Origin of the sequence: Streptomyces endophyticus (genome assembly GCF_035798155.1) — a bacterium.
GTDB lineage: Bacteria > Actinomycetota > Actinomycetes > Streptomycetales > Streptomycetaceae > Streptomyces > Streptomyces endophyticus.
In genome coordinates this window covers 44,347-64,229 of record NZ_JAOZYC010000164.1, presented here as the reverse complement: position 1 = coordinate 64,229, position 19,883 = coordinate 44,347, and the positions used below count along the sequence as shown (strand labels likewise).

The following is a 19,883-nucleotide window of genomic DNA, read 5'->3' as shown; positions in this document are numbered from 1 at the left end:
TCATGCGAAACCACCCGAAACCCGACGAATGGTGGGGCTGGATCAGTGGGCGGACCAGCCGCCGTCGAGAACGAGGGACGTGCCGGTCATGAACGAAGCCTGCGGCGTGCACAGATACGCGACGGCCTCGGCGACCTCGGAAGGTTCGATCAGCCGCTTGATCGCGCTGTCCTGCAGCATCACCTCGGCGAGCACCCGCTCCTCGGGGATGCCATGCGCGGCGGCCTGGTCGGCGACCTGCTGCTCGACGAGCGGCGTGCGCACATAGCCGGGGTTCACGCAGTTCGAGGTGACGCCGTGCGCCGCCCCTTCCAGCGCGGCCGTCTTCGACAGGCCTTCGAGCCCGTGCTTCGCGGCCACATACGCGGACTTGTACGCGGAGGCCCGCAGCCCGTGCACCGACGACACGTTCACGACGCGGCCCCAGCCCTGCCCGTACATGTGCGGCAGCGCGCCACGCAGCAGCCGGAACGGGGCCTCCAGCATCACGGTCAGCACAGTGTGGAAGACCTCGGGCGGGAACTCCTCGATGGGCCGGACCAGTTGGATCCCGGCGTTGTTCACGAGGACGTCGGTGCCGGCCGCCGCCGCCTCCGCGGCGTCGAGGTCGGTCAGGTCCAGGACGTACGGCTCGATGCCTGCGGCCTCCCCGGCCAGCGCCTCGAGCCCCGCCGCGTCCCGGTCCACCGCTCTCACCTTGGCGCCCGCCGCGGCGAGGCGCAGGGCACAGGCCCGGCCGATGCCACTGGCGGCGCCGGTGACGAGTGCGGTGCGCCCGCCGAGATCCAGCTCGGGGGCGGTGGGTGCGGTCAGCGGGGTGCGCGGCGTCATGACTGGCACCCTAGGCAGCTGATCAGCGCCGCCCGATGTGGGCGGCACCCATACTTCAGCGCTCGCTCATGGTCTCGAACCATGTGGGTCCCTCCGACTGGGCCTGCTTGATCCGGAACAGCGAGAACTCCTCGAGCGGCGGCAGCGCGTCCAGGGCGAACCAGGCGACGTCCAGCGACTCGTCGTCGTTGACGCGTGCCTCGCCGCCGGTGGCCCGGCAGCGGAAGGACGTGTCCATGAACTGGCACTGGTCGCCGTTGGGATACGTGATCGGTTGCAGCGCCTGCACCAGCACGACCCGCTCGACGACGCACTCGACGCCGGTCTCCTCGAACACCTCGCGCGCGGCGACGTCCGCGGGCTGCTCGCCCGGCTCGGGGATCCCGCCGATGATCGACCACTTGCCGGAGTCCGCGCGCCGCCCCAGCAGCACCCTGCCCTCGTCGTCGAAGACGATGGCACTGACCCCCGGCAGAAGCAGCAGCTGGTGGCCCGCGGAGGCCCGGATCGTACGGATGAATTCAGGAGTCGCCATGCCGGCGAGCCTACCTGTACGCCCCAACGAACCGGCAGGCCACAAGCCCCGTCAGGCGTCCGCGCGACGCCCCGCGCGGGCCCGCACGACGGCCCAGCCGAGGCCCCCGACGCCGATCGCGACGAGCAGCGCCTCGGGCCACACGCCCGCGCGCGTGGCGAGCGTCTGCGAGGTCCGCTTGGGGACATCGGCGAGCAGTGTGGCGGGCTCGAACATGCCGGTCTGCTGCGCGATCGTGCCATCGGCCCGGATCACGGCGCTGACCCCACTGGTGACCGGGACCATCACGGCCCTGCCGTGCTCGACGGCCCGCACCCGATCCATGGCGAGCTGCTGGTACGTCATCTGGCTGCGCTCGAACGTCGCGTTGTTGCTCGGCACGGACAGGATCTGCGCGCCCTCGCGGACCTGGTCGCGCACCGTGTCGTCGAACGCTGCCTCGTAGCAGGTGACGTTGCCGATCTTGGTGCCCGCCATGTCGAAGACGACGGGCTTCTTGCCAGGTACGAACTCGCCCGCCCGGTCGACGTCCTTGCTGAAGATCCGGAAGAAGCTGCGGTACGGCATGTACTCGCCGAACGGCTGCAAATGCCGCTTGTCGTACACGGCGCCGGGCCCGGTCTTGGGGTCCCACTGGATGAGCCGGTTGCGGGGCGTGCCGTCCTGCGCGGTCACCACGGCGCCCACCGAGATGGGCACCCCGACGGCCTGCGCCGCCTTGGTGATCTCGTCGTAGGCGTCCTGGTTGACGTACGGGTCGATGTCCGAGGAGTTCTCCGGCCACAGCACCAGGTCGGGACGCTTCACCTGGCCGGACTTGATCTTCGCGGCGAGCTTCATGGTCTCGCGCACGTGGTAGTCGAGCACAGCGCGGCGCTGGGCGTTGAAGTCGAGGCCCATGCGCGGCACATTGCCCTGGATGAGCGCCACGCGCGCGGTGCCCGCCTCGGCGCTTGTCGCCACGAAGGGCATCGCGACCGCTCCGGCGACGATGGGGGCGACGGTGAACACGGCCGCGGCGACCATGCCCTTGTCCTTCAAGAAGGACAAGCCCTTCAGGGGCGGTGCGTCCTCGGACGACGCCCGACGCACCTTCCTGAAGCGCAGGGCGAGGGAGGCGAGCCCGAAGCCGCACAGGACCACACCGAAGCCGAGCAGCGGGGTGCCGCCCAGCGAGGCGAGCGGCAGGAACACCCCACTGGGCTGCCCGAACGCGACCTTCCCCCACGGGAACCCATTGAACGGGGCACGCGCGCGCAGCGCCTCGGACGCGATCCAGACCCCGCCGGCCCACAGCGGCCACAGCGGAAGCCGCGACACGTAGGCGATGCCCATGCCCGCGAGCGAGACCAGCAGTGCCTCCGCGGCGGCGAGCGCCAGCCACGGCAGTGGCCCCACATCGACGCCGGTCCAGGAAAGCAGCGGCACCAAGTAGGCGAGCCCGAAGGCCAGGCCGAGTCCGAAGCCCGCCCTCAGCCGCCGCCCGTACACGGCCACGCCGAACAGCGCGAAGGAGATCGGCGCGAGCCACGGCAGCTCGCGCGGCGGAAAGCTCACATACAGGAGCAGCCCGGCGATCACCGCGAACGCGAGGGGCGCCGACCGCCGCAGGTGGGAGCGGACCCTCGACAGTGCCGACTGCTCTGCGGGCTCGTCCGACGGGGCTACGGGAGGTGCGGTGGCGGTCACCCGGGGAGTGTACGGCGCGTCACTGTCACGCCGACATGCCGGTCGACGCGCCCCCGCGTCGGCCGCGCGGAGGATCGTTCCTGTGCAACACCGGTCCGCTGCGGCCCACCAGCCGTTACCGTGTGGCCCGGATCCCGACAACGCGGCCGCATCCGGCCACGCGTCCGGGGTCCGGCTACGTCGGGGGGCGACGGGTGGATGCAACGGGGTGGTCGACGGATGCGGCGACGGACAGCGCACTGCGGGGGCACCGCGGCGCCTCGGACGCCGCGGGGGTCGCGGTTCTCGGGTGTTGCGCGGCATGGTCGCTGATCAGCGCCACCGCGCGCGCGGGCAGACCGGAAGGCGTGCTCCTGGCTGTGCTCGCCGTGATCGCGGGGTACGCGTGCGGGCGCATCGGCGGGGCGCTCGTCCCGGTCGCCGCGTCCTGTGCGGTCGGCCTCGGTGGCCTGTGCCTCGCGCTCACCGCCCCGTACGCGGCCCCCGCGCCGGATGTCGTGACGCCGCTGGGCCGGGTCGGCGCGACCGCGGCGCTGCTCGCCCTGTCGGCGGGGGCGCTGTGCTGCGCGGCCTGGTCGGCGCGGCAGCGTCCGCTGCGGGTCGTGCTGCACCTCCTGGCGGCGTGCAGCGTGGTGGTGGCCGCCGTCGTCGACTCGCCGGCCGGGATCACGGTGTGCGCGGGCGTCGTCCTGTGCTCACTCGCGGCGGCCCGCGTGCGCAGCCGGGCACTCGGTCTGACGGGGCTCGGTCTCGTCACCGCGGTGGTGGCCGGACTCGGTGTGGCGCTCGCCAAGAGCGCCCTGCCTGCCGGCCCGACGGCCTCCCTGGAGACGTGGCTCTCGCACCGGCGGATCCTGCTGTGGCGCGATGCCGTGCACCTCGCCGAGGCGCACCCCGCCCTGGGCACGGGCCCGGGGCGCTTCGAGGACCTCAGCCCGACGCTCGCGCAGTCCCCGCTCTCCGACGGCAAGCCGCACTCCGCGGTCCTCCAGATGGCGGCCGAGCAGGGGCTCATCGGCGTGCTGCTGCTCGCGACGGCCTTCTGCTGGCTGCTGTACGTCCTGTGGCGCTCCGCGCGCTCGACGCGGGTGGTGCTGGCGGCGGGCGCGGCCCTGACGGCGGTCGCCGCGATGGCGACGGTCGGCAACGCGCTCAGCTTCACGACGGTGACGGTGGGCGTGGGCCTGCTCGCCGGGATCTCCACGGCGGAACCGCTCACGGACGGGCCACCCGACGAGGCGGCCGCCCCGGAATTCCTCCGGGACGGCCGCGGCTGAGTCTGTCGGTTGGGACCTGGCTCAGAGGACCGGGCCCGCGGCGGTCGGCTTCAGGCGGTCGCGGATGTGCCGCACCGCGCTCTCCGCGTCGTCGACGGTCACCGTGAAGATGCGGCCGTCACCGAGGCGGAGCACCACGCCCTCGCCGCGCCGCACCACGACGGCCGTGCCGATCTCCGGGCGCCAGCGGTAGCCCCAGCCGCCCCACTGCCGGGGCGTGACGCGCGGCGCGACGTCCGCCTCGACCACATGGGCGAGCGGGATGCGGCGGCGCGGCAGACCGGCGTGGCCGCAGCGCACTTCGAGGTGGTCCTTGTCGACCTTCACCGCGACGTGCAGGAAGGCGAGGGTGCCGAACAGGATGAGCAGGCCCACGGCGATCAGGCCGACCACGGACATCGCCAGGGCGAGTATGCCGGTGGCCCAGGAGTTGTCCACGGCCAGTTCGATGCCCAGGGCCAGGCAGGCGAGCCCGCCACAGGCCAGGAACCACTGCACACGATTGTGTGCGCGGCCGGTCCAGATGTCGGTCGCGGGGGCGGAAGAGTGCCGCCCCGAGTGCTCGTCGGGGGCGTGTTCCCTCATGGAACCGAGCCTACTCATGTTCCGCGGGTCCGGCACCGGCTTGCGCTGTCCTGTGGGCCGGGCCGGAGCAGGCGCTCAGCCCGCGTGGCTCAGCGCCTGCAGGTCACGGCCCTCCGCATAGGCGAGTGCCTCCTTGGGCAGCGCGTCCTCCCGGCCACCCAGCAGGACGGTGAGCCGGCCGCGCGCACCCGGCCCGGCCTGCGCGTCCTCGCCGATCCGGCGCAGCGCCTGCGCGGCGACGGCGCCCGCGCTGCTGTGCAGGACCAGGGGGTCGGCGTCGGGCTGCTGCACCGCGGCACGGATACGCTCCGCGACCAGCTCGTAATGGGTGCAGCCCAGGACGACGGCCCTTACATCACGGGGAGTGAGGGCGGCCGCGGCCTCGATGGCCCGGTCGATGCCCTCCTCGTCGGCCCACTGCACCGCGTCGGCGAGGCCGGGGCAGGGCACCTCGGTGACCTGGGCGCCGCCCCCGAAGTCCCGGATCAGCGCCTGCTGGTAGGGGCTTCCGGTCGTCGCGGGTGTGGCCCAGATGGCGACGGGGCCGCCGCCCGCGGCGGCGGGCTTGATCGCGGGGACGGTGCCGATGACCGGGATTCGGGGCTCGAGCCGGGCGCGTACCGCGGGCAGCGCGTGCACGGAGGCGGTGTTGCAGGCGATGATCAGCGCGTCCGGGCCGTGCGCCGCGGCGGCCTCGGCGACGGCGAGCGCCCGCTCCGTCACGTCCTCGGGCGTGCGCGGCCCCCACGGCATGGTCTCCGGGGCGGAGGAGAGCACGAGGTCGGCGTCCGGGCGCAGGCCCCGTACCGCGGCGGCGGCCGCGAGCAGTCCGATTCCGGAGTCCATCAGCGCGATCTTCACCCGGAAACCATAGACGATCGGTCCGACAATGCCCGTGCCGGTGGGGCAGACTGCGGCGGATGGACGTCGTTGTGTGGATCACCGCGGCTTCGCTCGCGGCGTGGCTGTGGCTGCTGCTGGGCCAGGGCTTCTTCTGGCGTACGGACCTGCGTCTGCCGCCGCGCGCCGAGCCCGGAAGCTGGCCGGATGTGTGCGTCGTGGTGCCGGCCCGCGACGAGGCGGCGGTGCTGCCGGACAGCCTGCCGTCCCTGCTCGCCCAGGACTATCCGGGGCGGGCGGAGATCTTCCTGGTGGACGACGGCAGTTCGGACGGCACGGGCGAGACGGCGCGCACCCTCGCGGACCGGTTCGGCGGGCTTCCGCTCACGGTCGACTCACCGGGCGAGCCGCCCGCGGGCTGGACGGGGAAGCTGTGGGCGGTGCGGCACGGCATCGGCCTGGCACGCGCGCGTGACCCCGAGTTCCTGCTGCTGACCGACGCCGACATCGCGCATGAGCCGGACAGCCTGCGGGAGTTGGTGGCTGCGGCGCGCACGGGCGGCTTCGACCTGGTGTCGCAGATGGCGCGGCTGCGGGTGGAGAGCGTGTGGGAGCGGCTGGTCGTGCCCGCGTTCGTGTACTTCTTCGCGCAGCTGTACCCGTTCCGTTGGATCGCGCGGCAGGGCGCGCGCACGGCCGCGGCGGCGGGCGGCTGCGTCCTGCTGCGCACCGAGGCGGCCGAGCGGGCGCGGATCCCGGACTCGATCCGGCAGGCGGTCATCGACGACGTGTCGCTCGCGCGGGCCGTGAAGCGGTCGGGCGGGCGCATCTGGCTCGGCCTGGCCGAGCGCGTCGACAGCGTGCGGCCGTATCCGCGCCTCGCGGATCTGTGGCGCATGGTGTCCCGCAGCGCGTACGCACAGTTGCGGCACAACCCGCTGGTGCTGCTCGCCACCGTGCTGGGGCTCGCCCTGATCTACCTGGTGCCGCCCGCCGCGCTGATCACGGGCCTGGTCGCGGACAGCGCGCCGACCGCGGTGCTCGGCGCGCTCGCCTGGGCGGTGCTGGCGGGAACGTACATCCCCATGCTGCGTTACTACCGGCAGACGCTGTGGCTGGCGCCGTTTCTGCCGTTCACCGCGCTGCTGTACCTCCTGATGACGGTCGATTCCGCTGTGCAGCACTACAGGGGGCAGGGCGCGGCCTGGAAGGGGCGCACGTACGCCGCGCCCGATCGTGGGTGAACGCCTCGCCGCGGCACGCTACTTGCGGCCCCGCGTCCAGTTCATGCCCCACCCGTAGGCGCGGTCCACGGTGCGCTGCGGGCTGACGCCGCGGTCCGCGACGAGATAGCGGGCCTCGCGCTGCACGGTCAGGTCGCCGCCGTGGTTCGTGAGCAGGGCGAGCGCGCACACCGTGGAGGGCACCGTGCACTCGTCCAGGGAGAAGTCGATCGGTGCGCCGTGCGCCGGTTGCAGCGTGACCGTCGCATGGAGGTCGGCGAAACTGCGCGCGCCTTCGTAGATGGTCACGAAGACGAGGATGCGGCGGAACGCGTCCGTGTGGTCGAGGTTGATGGTGAGGTTCTCGCCGGCGGCGAGGCCTCCGCTGCGGTCGTCGCCGTCGAGGTGGATGTACGGGGCTTGGCTCAGCGCCCCGAAGGCGTTGCCGAGCGCCTGCACCACCCCCTTGCGGCCGTCGGTCAGTTCGTACAGGGCGCACAGGTCGAGATCGAGGCCCCGGGCCCGCCTGCTCCCCCGGCCGCCGAACTGCTTGCGCACCTCCCAGTTGAGGTTCACGCGCAGGGCGCCGGACGTACCGCCCTGCTTCGCCAGGGAGACGGTGGGAGCGGCCTTCGTCAGCGTCACTTTGGTCAGTCGCACGGGCTCCGCGCGCGTGGGCGGTGCCGAGGCGGCGGCGGGCGGCGGCGCCTGCCGCGGTTCGTCCACCGTGATGCCGTAGTCCCTCGCGAGGCCTGCCAGGCCGCTGTCGTAGCCCTGGCCCACGGCCCGGAATTTCCAGGCTCCCTGACGGCGGTACAGTTCTCCGAGGACGAATGCGGTCTCCACCGTCGCGTCCGCGCTTTCGTAGCGGGCGAGTTCGGTCCCGTCCGCCGCGTCGACGACGCGGACGTACAGGCCCGGCACCTGCCCGAACGCCCCGCCGTCCGCGGATGCCGCGAGGACCACCCGCTCGATGGCGGGCTCCACGCGCGCAAGGTCGACGAAGAGGGTGTCCGTGACGGCGCCGCCGCTGGTGGACCTGCCCTCGTGCCGCACCGCCCCGGACGCGTGCGCCGGTTGGTTGTAGAACACGAAGTCCGCGTCGGAGCGGGCCTTTCCGGAAGCGAGCAGGAGCGCCGAGGCGTCGACGTCGGGCACACCGGGGCCCGAACGCCGACCCAATTCGACGCGTACGGCCGAAGCCGCCACCCCGACATTCGCCCCTTTAGCCATTGTCATGTCCGCCCCAAACGGCTGCCCTCGGCTTACCGGCCAACATATTCCCTGGAGCCTTCCGGCCCCCAGAGGCCCGCTCGAAGATCACTGGCCAACCGCCGGTAACCCCCCGGAATCTCGGGCACTACAGGAAATCTGCCCCGGGCGACGACCGTTTTCCCCAAGTTCGCTCGCATTGAGGACGCGCGGTCACGCACGACACGCAAAAGAACCCTCTTATCGGTCTACCCCAACGACCACATCGTGGGCTTAACTTATGTGTCATGACCTCCCCCCGCTCCACATATGGCGGCGGTTACTACTCCGCGCCGTCCTTCCCGGATACTCCGATCTACGACTCACTCGTCGCGGAACGGGGTACGCCGCAGATCGCCCCGATCCGGGTTCCCTCCGCGTACGACAGCAACAGCCACCTGCCGGCGCTGCCGGCCGCGCTGCCCGCCCTGCCGTCGGCGCACTCCGCGCCCGCGCCGCAGTACGGCTATCCGCACCCGCAGACCGCCCCGATGCAGGCGGCCCCCATGCAGGCGGCGCCGACCGCGTACATCCCGCAGCAGGCGGGCGCCCCGCGCGGCTATCCGGGCCAGCAGGCCCAGCAGCCGCAGCGACCCGCGACCGGCTACGAGGCGATGCGCCCGGCCACGCCGCGGCCCGCCCCCGCGCCGTACGAGGATCCGTACAACCGCCAGCAGTACCGCGGTTACTGACCCGACACGGCCGGAACGCTCCGGCCCACCACAGCAGCCACGGGCGATGTCCGTGGCTGCTGGCAGAATTACCGGCATGTCGCAGCCAGCACTCAGTTCGATCCATGTCCACCCGCTCAAGGCGGTCCGGGGGCACGCTCCGCGCGAGGCCGTCGTGGAGCCGTGGGGCCTGGCCGGAGACCGGCGCTGGGTGCTGGTGGGCGCGGACGACAAGATCGTGACCCAACGGCCGCATCCGCGCCTGGCGTTGGCCGCCGCCGAGCAACTGCCCGGCGGCGGCGTTCGCGTGTCCGCGCCGGGGACGGACGCGCTGACCGTCGCGGTGCCCGAGCCGCGGGAGACGACCACGATCGAGGTCTGGTCGGACAAGGTCGAGGCGGTCCCCGCCGACCGCGCGGCCCACGCGTGGTGGAGTGCGTACCTGGACACCGAGATACGCCTGATGCATCTGGACGACCCGGCGGCCAGACGCCCCATCGACCCGGACTACGCGCGCCCGGGCGAGACGGTCAGTTTCGCCGATGGCTACCCGCTGCTCCTGACGACGCTCTCCTCCCTCGACGCCCTCAACTCCTTGATCGCTCAAGGTGACCACGCCGACGAGGGCCCCCTGCCCATGAACCGGTTCCGGCCGAATGTCGTCGTCTCCGGCACGCCTCCGTGGGCGGAGGACGACTGGTCGCGCATCGCGATCGGCGACGTCACCTTCCGGATCGCCAAGAAGAGCGGCCGCTGCGTGGTCACGACGACGAACCAGCAGACCGCGGAGCGTGGCAAGGAACCGCTGCGCACGCTCGCTCGCCACCGCCGCTTCGGTGACCAGCTCTGTTTCGGCACGAATCTGGTGCCCGAGTCGACGGGCACGGTGCGTGTCGGAGATCCCCTGACGATCCTCGAATAACCGTCATCCGGTCGGGGAACCCGGCGCCGCGACATGCTCGTTGAGAGACAATGGCAGTGTCGGAAGCGCCAGTGAGCAGGGGCGGGCAAGTCGGGTGATGTCGCTCTCTCTTCTCTTCTCCGGCATGCGGGCGCTGCCGTTCGGGGTTAAGACAGACCCGGAAGGGGGTGCAGACCGTGCGAGCGTTGATCGGGCTCTGGCGCTGGCGCCACAATCCGGTGTGCCGCGGGACCGACCTGGCAGAGGCCTGGGTCGCCGTGATCGCACTGTTCCTCATCGTGGTCGCCGCACCGGTGGTCGGCGTCGTCGCGGGCTCCGTGTCGCGTGACGCCCTGTACCGCTCCGTGGAGGAGCAGCGCAGCATGCGCCACGAGGTGACGGCGACCGTGGTGCACAAGGTGGCGCAGCCGCCGCTGGACCCCGACCCGGAGACCTCCACGGCGCGTGACGCGCACACGCGCGTGGTGGCGACCTGGAGGGCGCCGGACGGTTCGCTGCGGCAGGACCGCGTCGTCGCCGCCCTCACCACCCCGCACCGCGGCGACAAGTTCACCGTGTGGACCGACGACCAGGGCCGTGCCGTCGGCCGGCCCCTCGACCGGCCCACCGCCGCCACGCACGCGGCGCTCGCCGGATTCGGTGCGGCCGTCGCCGTCACCGGCCTGGTGGAAGGCACCCGGCGCCTGGTCCTGTGGCGCATGATGCGCCGCCGGTACGCGCGTTGGGACAGCGCCTGGGACATCGCGGGACCCGACTGGGGCAGGACCGGCACGGGCAGCTGACCGCCGTCCACAGGCTCGCCGCTCTGGTCAACTGCCGTGCTCCGCGCACGCTACGGTGGAGCCACCTTTTGGCAGGCAGAGTGCAGGAAGAAGCCAGGAACGGCGCCGCGCGAGGCGCGCACACTTCCTGCGTAGGACGAGGTGGGGGCAGATCAGCGCCATGGCACAGGGCTCGGTCCAGGTGACGCACACCGGCACTTCGCGGTGGCGGCGCCGCACGGGTGAGTACGCGTCGCTGGCAGCCGCCCTGGAGGCGGCGACCGACGGCGACGTGCTGACCGTGGCCCCCGGCACGTACCGGGAGAACCTGGTCCTACGGCGGGCAGTGACGCTGCGTGGCCCCGAGGGCTCCCCCGGCTCCGTGCGGATCGCGCCGGCGGACGGTGTCCCCGTGACCGTACGGGCCTCCGCGACCGTGCGTGACCTGCACGTCGAGGGGCAGGACGCGGCGGCGCCCGCGCTGCTCGTCGAGGAGGGCGCCCCGGAGATCATCGGCGTGCGCGTGGTGACCCGGTCCGCGACCGGCGTCGAGGTGCGCGGCGGCGCCCGGCCCACGGTGCGCCAGTGCACCGTCGACAACCCCGGCGGCATCGGCATCGCCGTGCTCGACGGCGGGGGCGGCGTGTTCGAGGAGTGCGAGGTCGTCGCCGCCGGACAGGCGGGCGTCGCGGTACGTGGCGGCGCGCATCCGCGGCTCGAGCGCTGCCGGGTGCACCACACGTCGGGTTCGGGCCTGTCGGCGACGGGCGAGAACTCCGGCCTGGAGGCCGTGGGCTGTGAGGTGTACGAGGTCAAGGGTTCCGGTGTGCAGATCACCGGGCGGGCGGCCGCGCACCTGACCGACTGCGATGTGCACCGCACGACGGGGGACGGCGTCACGCTCGACACGGACGCGGTGCTCACCCTCGCCGACTGCCGTGTGCACGACGTTCCGGAGAACGCGATCGACCTGCGCTCCCGGTCCGTGCTCACGCTGACGCGTTCCACCGTGAGCCGGTTCGGGCGCAACGGCCTTTCGGTGTGGGACCCCGGCACGCGCGTGGACGCCAACCAGACCGAGATCCACGACAGTACGGGCGACTATCCGGCCGTCTGGGTCAGCGACGGCGCGACCGCCGTGCTCGACTCCTGCCGGGTGCACGACGTGCCGGACGCGCTGTTCGTGCTCGACCGCGGCTCGCGCGTGGACGTCGTCGACAGCGACCTCTCCCAAGTGCGCAACACGGCCGTGTCGGTGAGCGACGGGGCGACCGCGCAGCTCGACGACTGCCGCATCCGCGAGGCCGCGACGGGCGCCTGGTTCCGCGACCACGGCAGCGGCGGCACGCTCGCCAACTGCACGGTGGACGCCACGCAGACCGGGGTGATCGTCACGAAGGGCGCGGACCCCACGATCGAGCGCTGCACGGTCACCTCGCCCGCCGAAGCCGGCTTCTACGTGTCCGCGGGCGGCCGGGGCAGCTTCCACGGCTGCCGGGTCGCGGACAGCGGCGGCTTCGGGTTCCACGTCATCGACGGCTGCCGTACGAGCCTCAAGAAGTGCCGTACGGAGCGGTGTTCGCGCGGCGGCTACGAGTTCGCCGAGGACGGGCCGCTGATCGAGGACTGCACGAGCGACGAGAGCGGCGGCGTGCGCCCCGGCGCGGCGGCGGCCCCTCAGGCGACCGCGCAGGCAGCCGTGCAGACCGCGACGCAGACCGTCGGCCTGCTCAGCGCCGTGCCCGACCAACGGCCCGTGGCGGCGCCCCAGGAGCCCGCGCAGGAGTCCCGCACGTCCAAGCTCGTCCTCGGCGAACTCGACGATCTGGTGGGCCTGGAGAGCGTCAAGCGCGAGGTGCGCGCGCTCACCGACATGATCGAGGTGGGTCGCAAGCGCCAGGAGGCCGGCCTCAAGGCGGCCTCCGTGCGACGCCACTTGGTGTTCACGGGCTCCCCGGGCACCGGCAAGACGACGGTGGCGCGCCTGTACGGCGAGATCCTGGCGTCGCTCGGCGTGCTCGGCCAGGGACACCTCGTAGAGGTCTCCCGGGTGGATCTGGTCGGCGAGCACATCGGCTCCACCGCGATCCGCACCCAGGAGGCCTTCCAACGGGCCCACGGCGGCGTTCTGTTCATCGACGAGGCGTACGCCCTGTCCCCCGAGGACTCCGGGCGCGACTTCGGCCGCGAGGCGATCGACACGCTCGTGAAGCTGATGGAGGACCACCGCGAGGAGGTCGTCGTGATCGTCGCGGGCTACACGGCGGAGATGGAGCGCTTCCTGTCCACCAACCCCGGTGTGGCCTCCCGCTTCTCACGGACCATCACGTTCTCCGACTACGTCCCCGAGGAGCTGCTGCGCATCGTGGAGCAGCAGGCCGACGAGCACGAGTACCGGCTCGCCGACGGGACGCCGGAAGCACTGCTCAAGTACTTCACGGCGCTCCCGAAGGGGCCCGCGTTCGGCAACGGCCGCACCGCGCGCCAGACGTTCGAGTCGATGGTGGAGCGGCACGCGGGCCGGGTCGCCCAGTTCGACGCCCTGGACAAGGACGCCCTCACGCTGCTCTACCCGGAGGACCTGCCGGAGCTGCCCTGAACTTCGGCCTGGGCCTGCTCGCCCTCGGGTCGCTGCTGCGGTACGCCCGGCTTGAGGCGGGCGAGCAGCCGGGCCCGCTCCTCGGCGAAGACCGGGTCGGCCTGATAGTCGCTGTGGCCCAGGATCGGTGCGGGCAGCGGGTGTTCGCCGGTGCGCCCGTAGGCGAGCGGGTCGAGGAGCGCCGCGTGGTCGACCTGCGGGCCGCACTCGCCCCCCAGGTTGATCGGCCCGCCGATGGGGTCGGTCCTGCGGTGCAGATTGCGCCAGCAGTCGACCTGTCGGTGCAGCGAGGCGAGCGCCTCGGGTCCGAACTGGGCCGGGAACCAGCGCCCGTACAGCCGCTCTAGGGGCGATCCGTAGGTGAGCAGTCCGACGCGCTTTCTTACGGAGGGGTGCAGTTGCCAGGCGGCCGCCGCCGCGAGGACGCTGCCCTGGGAGTGTCCGGACAGGATGAGCCGGCCCCCGGTGGCCTGTGTCCAGGTGGCCATGCGCCAGGTCAGGTCGGGAACGGCGCGCTCGGCGTAGCACGGGGGCGCGAAGGGGTGTGCGGCACGCGGCCAGAAGGTGCCCACGTCCCACAGGATGCCGATGGTGCGGCGCGCGGACGCGTCCTTGTAGGCGCGCCGTCCCCAGGTGACGAACAGTATGAAGCCCAGGCCGATGAGCCAGGAGCCGAGCGCCTGCGCGGAGTCCGCCGCCCCCTGGACGACCGCGTACGAGCCCCGGGCGGCGCTGCCCGGCACCTTCCCGGTGGTCCAGGCGCCGACCACGGCGAGCGCGCCGAGCAGCAGCGTCACCGAGGAGACGACGCCGATCATCACCGGCGCCTTGTCGGTGAGGGCGGCACGCGCGCGTGTGCCCGCGATGCGTGACGTACGGGCCGCGTCCGGGGGTTCGGCGGTGCCGCCCGGCTTCTCGTCGAGGTGGTAGTCGACCGCGACCTGGGCCGTCTCGCGCTTCTTGATGCGGGCCGTGCGCAGGGCGAGCGCCCCGCACAGGGCGGCGAGCACGATCAGCAGCGGCGGGATGACGGAGGCCTGCCAGGTGAGCAGCACGGGCGGGCCCTTGATGAGGCCGCTGGTGCCGTCCAGCCAGTCGGCGACGCGCTGCGCCACGCCACCGGTCATCACGCCGCCCAGCGCGCACGCGAGCATCGCGGTGGCGGGTCCGCCGAGGCCGCGCAGCGCGGTGCGCGGGTCGCGGGCCGTGCGGTAGATGGCGTGCGCGACGAAGGCCAGGGCGATCACCAGCGCGCCCTGGGTGAGGACGATGCCACCGAAGCTCGTGTCACCGGGCAGCCGTCCCGAGGACTGCCATCCGGGGCGCGACCAGGCCGCGTACACCATGGTCACGAGGAGCAGGGCGAGCGCCGCGTAGGGCAGGGCGCGCACGACCGTGCGGTCCAGGGTGTCGTCGACCCGGCTCTCGCTGCGGCCGCGGTGTACGACGACGCCGACGACGGCGAGGGTGCCGAGGATCAGCGCGCCCACGACCAGCCAGCCCAGCACGTTCAGCAGGGCCGGGCCTCCGGACGCCCGGTCGAAGCGGGCCGCGGACGTGCCGATGGCCGCGGCCACCGTGAGCAGCGCGGCCGCGGTGTGCGCCGAGCGCAGGCGGGACACCAGACGTCGCCCGTACCAAAAGCCGGGCCTGCCGAGCGCGTTGTCGATCTCGCCGTCGGTGGGCTCGGGCATGTACGGCAGCGGGCGCTGCGTCTCGTACGCGCTCCAGGTGCGGTGCGAGAGGTACCAGAGCAGCACCGCGAGAGCCGTCGGGACGAGCGAGGCGAGCGCGAGGCGGCGGCCGGGCTGGCTCCACCAGCCGCCGCCTCCGTGCGCGTCGACGGAGAGAAAGCCCAGCCAGGCCCGCTGGTCGGCGCAGGCGGGCGTGCCCGCGCACTGCCAGGCCGTCAGGTCCAGGGCGACCTCGCACGCGGCGCCGACCAGCAGCACCGTGAGGGTGAGCGAGAGGAGGCGGACGAGCAGCCCGTAGAGGCGGACGGTGCGGGTCCTGCGGCGGGCGTTGGGGCGCATCCAGTGGGACAGGTTCACCACCATGAAGGGGAGCAGCAGCAGCCACAGCGCCCGTGATCCGTTGCCCGAGGTGAGGTTGCACCACACGTACGCCTCGGGGACGGGCTTGCCCCGGTAGTCGTCGGGGCGCGCTTCCGCGTCGGCGTCCTCGCCTCGCCGGAAGACGGCCGCCGTGTCGTCGCCTGACACCCGCACCGGCTGCGGGTCGTCGAGCATCTCTTGAGGAGTGGTTCCGCCGACTCCGTGGACGAGGAGTTCCAGAGCGGTCTCGTCCGTGGTCGTGGACGGTGGCGCGGAGGGCGCCGTCGCCGGTTCCTCCGCGGTGCCGTTCTGTTGGTCGTGTCCCTGTGTCTGTTCGTGCCCATGCGTCGTGCTCATGTGTCCCCCGTTTCTGAAACACGACCAGGATCTCGGCCCGGCGCCCCCTCGGGCACCCCTCGTCACGGAATCTCCCCGAGGTGCCCCGCCCCATTCACTCCATGTCGCCCCGTCGCGGCGCAGGTCGGCAGCGCGGGCGGTGGTCCCGGTGTCGGTGGCGCGTGCGAGGATGACGAGAAAGCGCTGGCCGGTACGGCGGTGGTGGCAGGCGGGACGAGCCGAAGGGATCCGACGGACGTGAGCGAGAATCAGAACCTGCTCGCGGAGCAGCGCCGCGCCCTGATCATCGACGAGGTCCGTCGGCGCGGCGGCGTCCGGGTCAACGAACTGACCAGGAAGCTCGGCGTCTCCGACATGACGGTCCGGCGCGATCTGGACGCGCTCGCCCGGCAGGGGGTCGTCGAGAAGGTGCACGGCGGCGCCGTCCCGGTCGTCGAGGCCAGCACCCATGAGCCCGGTTTCGAGGCCAAGTCGGGCCTGGAGCTGACCGCCAAGGAGGACATCGCGCGCGCCGCCGCGCCGCTGGCTGCGCCCGGCACGGCGATCGCGCTGTCCGGCGGTACGACGACGTTCGCGCTGGCCAAGGAGCTGCTCGACGTACCGGACCTCACGGTGGTGACCAACTCGGTGCGGGTGGCCGACGTCTTCCACGCGTCACAGCGCGGTGCGGCGTCCCGGCAGGGCGCGGCCACGGTGGTGCTGACCGGCGGGGTGCGCACGCCGTCGGACTCGCTGGTGGGGCCGGTCGCCGACCAGGCGATCGAGGCGCTCCACTTCGACGTGCTGTTCCTCGGGGTGCACGGCATAAGCCCGGAGGCAGGACTGTCCACGCCGAACCTGGCGGAGGCGGAGACGAACCGGCGGCTCGTGCAGTCCGCGCGGCGGGTCGTCGTGGTGGCGGACCACACCAAGTGGGGGACGGTGGGGCTGAGTTCGTTCGCCTCGCTCGACCAGGTGGACACGTTGGTGACGGACGGCGGGCTGCCGGTCGAGGCGCGGGCGGAGGTCGCCGAGCACATGCGGCTCGTGGTGGCCGGGGAGCCCGAGGACGGTGCAGACATCTGACGGTGCGCCAGTTATGGTGGCCGGGACCGGACACCTGGAGCACGTCAACTCGGCTACGGGTGACGCCCGTTGACCCGATGTCGCGTCCGCCGATTCAACTTTGGGGGCTGAACCTTCATGGCACGCCGTCTTCTCCCCGTCGAGCTCGACTTCGTCGACAGTGCGCCGTTGCGGCTCGTGTTCGCCCGTGAGGTGTCGGCCTCCCCGGACGCCGTGTACCGGGCGCTCGCCGAGGATGTCGTCGGATGGCCCCAGTGGTTCTCCGCGGTGACGCTCGCGCGGCCGCTGGACGGTGGGGCGCGGCGGGAGGTCCGGCTCAAGGGTGGGACGCGGTTCCTGGAGACGATCGTCGCCGCGGAGCCCGGTGTCGTGTATGCGTATCGCGTCGACGAGACCAATGTGCCGGGGATCCGGGCGATGGTGGAGGAGTGGCGGATCGAAGGGGTTCCCGGTGGGGGGTCCCGGGTGCGGTGGACGTTTGCGGTGGACGCGCCTGCGGGGGTTCGGGTCGGGATGAAGCTTGGGCGGGCCGGGTTGGGGCGGGCGTTTCGGGGGGCCGTGGAGGCGCTTGACCGGAGGCTTGCGGCTGCGCCCGCGTGAGGGGTGGTTGTTCGTTGCGCCGCGGCGTGGTTGCGCTCTCGGGGCTCCGCCCCGGACCCCGCGCCTCAATCGCCGGCGGGGCTTGATTGGGCGGCCGGGCCTGAGCCAGACCACTCCCCCGTCTCCAGCAAGCGCGTGATCGCGTTCGCGTACGGGGTGATGTCCAGGGCCTGCTGCCTCAGCCAGGCGTCCGAGTAGTACTTGTCCAGGTAGCGGTCGCCCGGGTCGCAGAGGAGCGTCACGACGCTGCCCGTACGGCCCTCGGCCACCATTTCCGCGACGATCTTGAGGGCGCTCCACAGTCCCGTACCCGTCGAACCGCCCGCCCTGCGGCCGATGGCCGACTCCAGGGCGCGTACCGCCGCGATGCTCGCCGCGTCGGGGACCTTCATCATGCGGTCGATGGCACCCGGCACGAAGCTCGGTTCCATGCGGGGGCGGCCGATGCCCTCGATGCGGGAGCCGCAGTCGCTCGTCGCGTCGGGGTTGTCGGTCGTCCAGCCCTCGAAGAAGCAGGAGTTCTCGGGGTCCGCGACGCAGATGCGGGTGTCGTGCTGCATGTAGTGGACGTAGCGGGCGAGCGTCGCCGAGGTGCCGCCGGTGCCCGCCGTGGCGACGATCCAGGTGGGCTCCGGGTAGCGCTCCAGGGAGAGTTGGCGATAGATGGACTCGGCGATGTTGTTGTTCCCGCGCCAGTCCGTGGCCCGCTCCGCGTACGTGAACTGGTCCATGTAGTGGCCGCCGGTGCGGGACGCGAGGGCCGCGGACTCCGCGTAGATCGTCCTGGAGTCGTCCACGAAGTGGCACTGACCGCCATGGAATTCGATCAGGCGGCACTTCTCGGCGCTGGTCGTACGCGGCATCACCGCGATGAAGGGGACGCCGATCAGCTTCGCGAAGTACGCCTCCGAGACCGCCGTCGAACCGCTCGACGCCTCGATGACGGGGCGGTCGGGGCGGATCCAGCCATTGCACAGGCCGTACAGGAAGAGCGAGCGGGCCAGCCGGTGCTTGAGGCTGCCCGTGGGGTGGGTCGACTCGTCCTTGAGATAGAGGTCGATGCCCCACTGCTCGGGGAGCGGGAAGCGCAGCAGGTGGGTGTCGGCCGAGCGGTTGTTGTCCGCCTGCACCTTGCGCACCGCTTCTTTGAGCCACTCACGGTAGCCGGGGTCCGTGTGGTCGACGTCGAGCGTCGGCAGGGGGCCGGAGACCGCGCCCTCGCCCGTGGTCCGGCCTTGTTCCGTGGTGCTCACCGCATGGCTCCTTCACGTCGTACTCGGGCAACGTTCCCGAGCGCCGGTCCGGCGCGCCGAAGACGTGCAGGACACGTCGATCATAAGCACCTTCTGCACGCTTCTCACCTGCATAAACGCATCTTTGAGCACCTCAAAGGCACACCTGGACAGGGCGGGGAACACACGTCCGGGACACCACGGAGGTCCGGGAACGCGTGTACGAGGGGGGCGCACATTCCAATTGCATCGAATACTTCACAGAGCGTCCATATGCGCACTGGTGCTCCTGGCCGGGTGCGTGCAGACTGCACCGCAGACACGCACTCGAGGGGGCGAAACGGCATGGCGGAGCCGGAGTTCACGGCGACGGGCGTGCGCATCGGCCGACGCCTGCGATCACTGACCCGGGCGGGGCAGGTCCGGATCACGGGCGGCAGGCTGGAGTTGCTCACGAGCTACGGGAGCGAGATCGACAGCGCCCCGTTGGGTGAAGTCCGCGCGGGCAGGCCCTGGTTCGGCGCCGAGGACCGGGCGATGGCCGCCGTGGACGGGCGGCGCTATCTGCTACGCCTCGGCGGACAGGGCGGCGAGGCGGGACCACCCACGGCCCGGCGGTTCATCGAGGCCGTGCGCGCCGCCACCTCGCGCACCGGATAGCGCCCCACCCCGCGGCGAGCGACCGGCGAAGTTGCACGCCCACGCCCCCTGAGTCACGCTGGTCACACATCACTACTCAGGGTTTACCGGCGATAACGCTGCGAACCAGCCCGCCGGACACGGAGCGGGCAGTCCTGTCACAGCACGGTCGCACCGCTCGATCCGTTTTCGTCTTCTTCCGGACTCAATTTCGGGGAGTCGTAGCCGTGATCAGCCAGCCGAACAGGCATTGCACGGTGGAGCTCCAAGCCCTGCCGTCGCGGATAGGTCAGGTCCGCAGAATCGTATCGGCGCAGTTGCGCTACTGGCATCTCGATCCGTTGATCGAGATGGCCGCGCTCGGCGTCACCGAACTTCTGACCAACGTCCACCGGCACGCGGAGCCGGACAAGCTCTGCACCGTGGAGATCGAGCTGCTCAGCGGCACGCTCACGGTCTCGGTGCACGACCACGACCCGAGGCTCCCCGAGGTACGGGACGCCGACTCCCTCGCCACCTGCGGCCGCGGACTCGCGATGATCGCCGCGGTGAGCGAGAGCTGGGGCGTGCGGCCGCACGGCGAGGACGGCAAGGTCGTCTGGTTCGCCCTGCCGGCCCCCGCCCCCGCGATGGCCATCGCGCCGTACCCGGTGTACGCGACGCATCCCGCGCGCCGCACGGACACGCACGAGAACAAGGTGTCCCCGCATGCTCCCGCCCGGTCGGCCGTCGCAGGCTGACCGGGCGGTGAT

General features: G+C 72.2%; 18 protein-coding genes. 10 read left to right on the top strand and 8 right to left on the bottom strand.

Translation table 11 applies throughout. From position 1 onward, the window contains the following. Positions 1-42: 42 nt before the first annotated feature. The 3 genes from OKJ99_RS33135 to lnt are packed head-to-tail and all read right to left on the bottom strand — an operon-like array spanning position 43 to position 3,055. On the bottom strand, positions 43-831 hold the full coding sequence (locus tag OKJ99_RS33135) for a 3-hydroxybutyrate dehydrogenase (protein WP_326021775.1): 789 nt from the start codon (positions 829-831) through the stop codon (positions 43-45). Positions 832-886: 55 nt separating this feature from the next. Further along, on the bottom strand, positions 887-1,366 hold the full coding sequence (locus tag OKJ99_RS33130) for an NUDIX hydrolase (protein WP_326021774.1): 480 nt from the start codon (positions 1,364-1,366) through the stop codon (positions 887-889). Positions 1,367-1,417: 51 nt separating this feature from the next. Further along, complete coding sequence (lnt, locus tag OKJ99_RS33125; RefSeq protein WP_326021772.1) at positions 1,418-3,055, bottom strand: apolipoprotein N-acyltransferase; 1,638 nt, start codon at positions 3,053-3,055, stop codon at positions 1,418-1,420. A 194-nt stretch (positions 3,056-3,249) separates the two neighbouring features. Between lnt and OKJ99_RS33120 the strand changes: the two genes are divergently transcribed. Then, on the top strand, positions 3,250-4,332 hold the full coding sequence (locus OKJ99_RS33120) for an O-antigen ligase family protein (protein ID WP_407700815.1): 1,083 nt from the start codon (positions 3,250-3,252) through the stop codon (positions 4,330-4,332). 21 nt (positions 4,333-4,353) lie between these two features. On the opposite strand, the gene OKJ99_RS33115 is transcribed toward OKJ99_RS33120, so the two are convergent. Together OKJ99_RS33115 and OKJ99_RS33110 are read right to left on the bottom strand one after the other, a co-directional pair. Then, positions 4,354-4,917: a hypothetical protein gene (locus tag OKJ99_RS33115; RefSeq protein ID WP_326021771.1), complete on the bottom strand. Its 564-nt coding sequence runs from the start codon at positions 4,915-4,917 to the stop codon at positions 4,354-4,356. 75 nt (positions 4,918-4,992) lie between these two features. Further along, complete coding sequence (locus OKJ99_RS33110; RefSeq protein WP_326021769.1) at positions 4,993-5,778, bottom strand: glutamate racemase; 786 nt, start codon at positions 5,776-5,778, stop codon at positions 4,993-4,995. A 59-nt stretch (positions 5,779-5,837) separates the two neighbouring features. On the opposite strand from OKJ99_RS33110, the gene OKJ99_RS33105 reads away from it, so the two are divergent. Continuing rightward, entirely contained in the window at positions 5,838-7,001 is a 1,164-nt protein-coding gene (locus OKJ99_RS33105) for a glycosyltransferase (protein WP_326021767.1), read from the top strand. Between the two features lie 18 nt (positions 7,002-7,019). On the opposite strand, the gene OKJ99_RS33100 is transcribed toward OKJ99_RS33105, so the two are convergent. Further along, entirely contained in the window at positions 7,020-8,213 is a 1,194-nt protein-coding gene (locus OKJ99_RS33100; RefSeq protein WP_326021766.1) for a TerD family protein, read from the bottom strand. Positions 8,214-8,479: 266 nt separating this feature from the next. Between OKJ99_RS33100 and OKJ99_RS33095 the strand changes: the two genes are divergently transcribed. From OKJ99_RS33095 to OKJ99_RS33080, 4 genes are all read left to right on the top strand, one after another. Further along, on the top strand, positions 8,480-8,923 hold the full coding sequence (locus OKJ99_RS33095) for a DUF6643 family protein (protein WP_326021764.1): 444 nt from the start codon (positions 8,480-8,482) through the stop codon (positions 8,921-8,923). A gap of 76 nt (positions 8,924-8,999) precedes the next feature. Beyond that, positions 9,000-9,824: an MOSC domain-containing protein gene (locus OKJ99_RS33090; protein WP_326021763.1), complete on the top strand. Its 825-nt coding sequence runs from the start codon at positions 9,000-9,002 to the stop codon at positions 9,822-9,824. Positions 9,825-10,000: 176 nt separating this feature from the next. Then, a complete protein-coding gene (locus tag OKJ99_RS33085) occupies positions 10,001-10,606 on the top strand; it encodes an Rv1733c family protein (protein ID WP_326021761.1) in 606 nt (201 codons plus the stop codon). Between the two features lie 160 nt (positions 10,607-10,766). Next, the gene (locus OKJ99_RS33080) at positions 10,767-13,184 is read left to right on the top strand and encodes a right-handed parallel beta-helix repeat-containing protein (RefSeq protein ID WP_326021760.1); all 2,418 of its coding nucleotides are present in this window, start codon (positions 10,767-10,769) and stop codon (positions 13,182-13,184) included. Here OKJ99_RS33080 and OKJ99_RS33075 read toward each other — a convergent pair. After that, entirely contained in the window at positions 13,154-15,595 is a 2,442-nt protein-coding gene (locus tag OKJ99_RS33075; protein ID WP_326021759.1) for a hypothetical protein, read from the bottom strand. The two genes, OKJ99_RS33080 and OKJ99_RS33075, sit on opposite strands and share 31 nt — an antisense overlap. A gap of 237 nt (positions 15,596-15,832) precedes the next feature. Between OKJ99_RS33075 and OKJ99_RS33070 the strand changes: the two genes are divergently transcribed. Continuing rightward, entirely contained in the window at positions 15,833-16,660 is an 828-nt protein-coding gene (locus OKJ99_RS33070; protein WP_326021758.1) for a DeoR/GlpR family DNA-binding transcription regulator, read from the top strand. A 117-nt stretch (positions 16,661-16,777) separates the two neighbouring features. Beyond that, positions 16,778-17,260: an SRPBCC family protein gene (locus OKJ99_RS33065; RefSeq protein WP_326021757.1), complete on the top strand. Its 483-nt coding sequence runs from the start codon at positions 16,778-16,780 to the stop codon at positions 17,258-17,260. A gap of 65 nt (positions 17,261-17,325) precedes the next feature. On the opposite strand, the gene cds1 is transcribed toward OKJ99_RS33065, so the two are convergent. Beyond that, positions 17,326-18,513 carry an L-cysteine desulfhydrase Cds1 gene (gene cds1 / locus OKJ99_RS33060; protein WP_326021755.1) on the bottom strand — a complete coding sequence of 396 codons (1,188 nt, stop codon included), beginning with the start codon at positions 18,511-18,513 and terminating at the stop codon, positions 17,326-17,328. Positions 18,514-18,837: 324 nt separating this feature from the next. Here cds1 and OKJ99_RS33055 point away from each other — a divergent pair, with 324 nt between their 5' ends. Both OKJ99_RS33055 and OKJ99_RS33050 read left to right on the top strand, forming a co-directional pair. Beyond that, on the top strand, positions 18,838-19,152 hold the full coding sequence (locus OKJ99_RS33055; protein ID WP_326021753.1) for a transcriptional repressor LexA: 315 nt from the start codon (positions 18,838-18,840) through the stop codon (positions 19,150-19,152). Positions 19,153-19,358: 206 nt separating this feature from the next. Beyond that, positions 19,359-19,871 carry an ATP-binding protein gene (locus OKJ99_RS33050; RefSeq protein ID WP_326021751.1) on the top strand — a complete coding sequence of 171 codons (513 nt, stop codon included), beginning with the start codon at positions 19,359-19,361 and terminating at the stop codon, positions 19,869-19,871. The last annotated feature ends 12 nt before the right edge of the window (positions 19,872-19,883 follow it).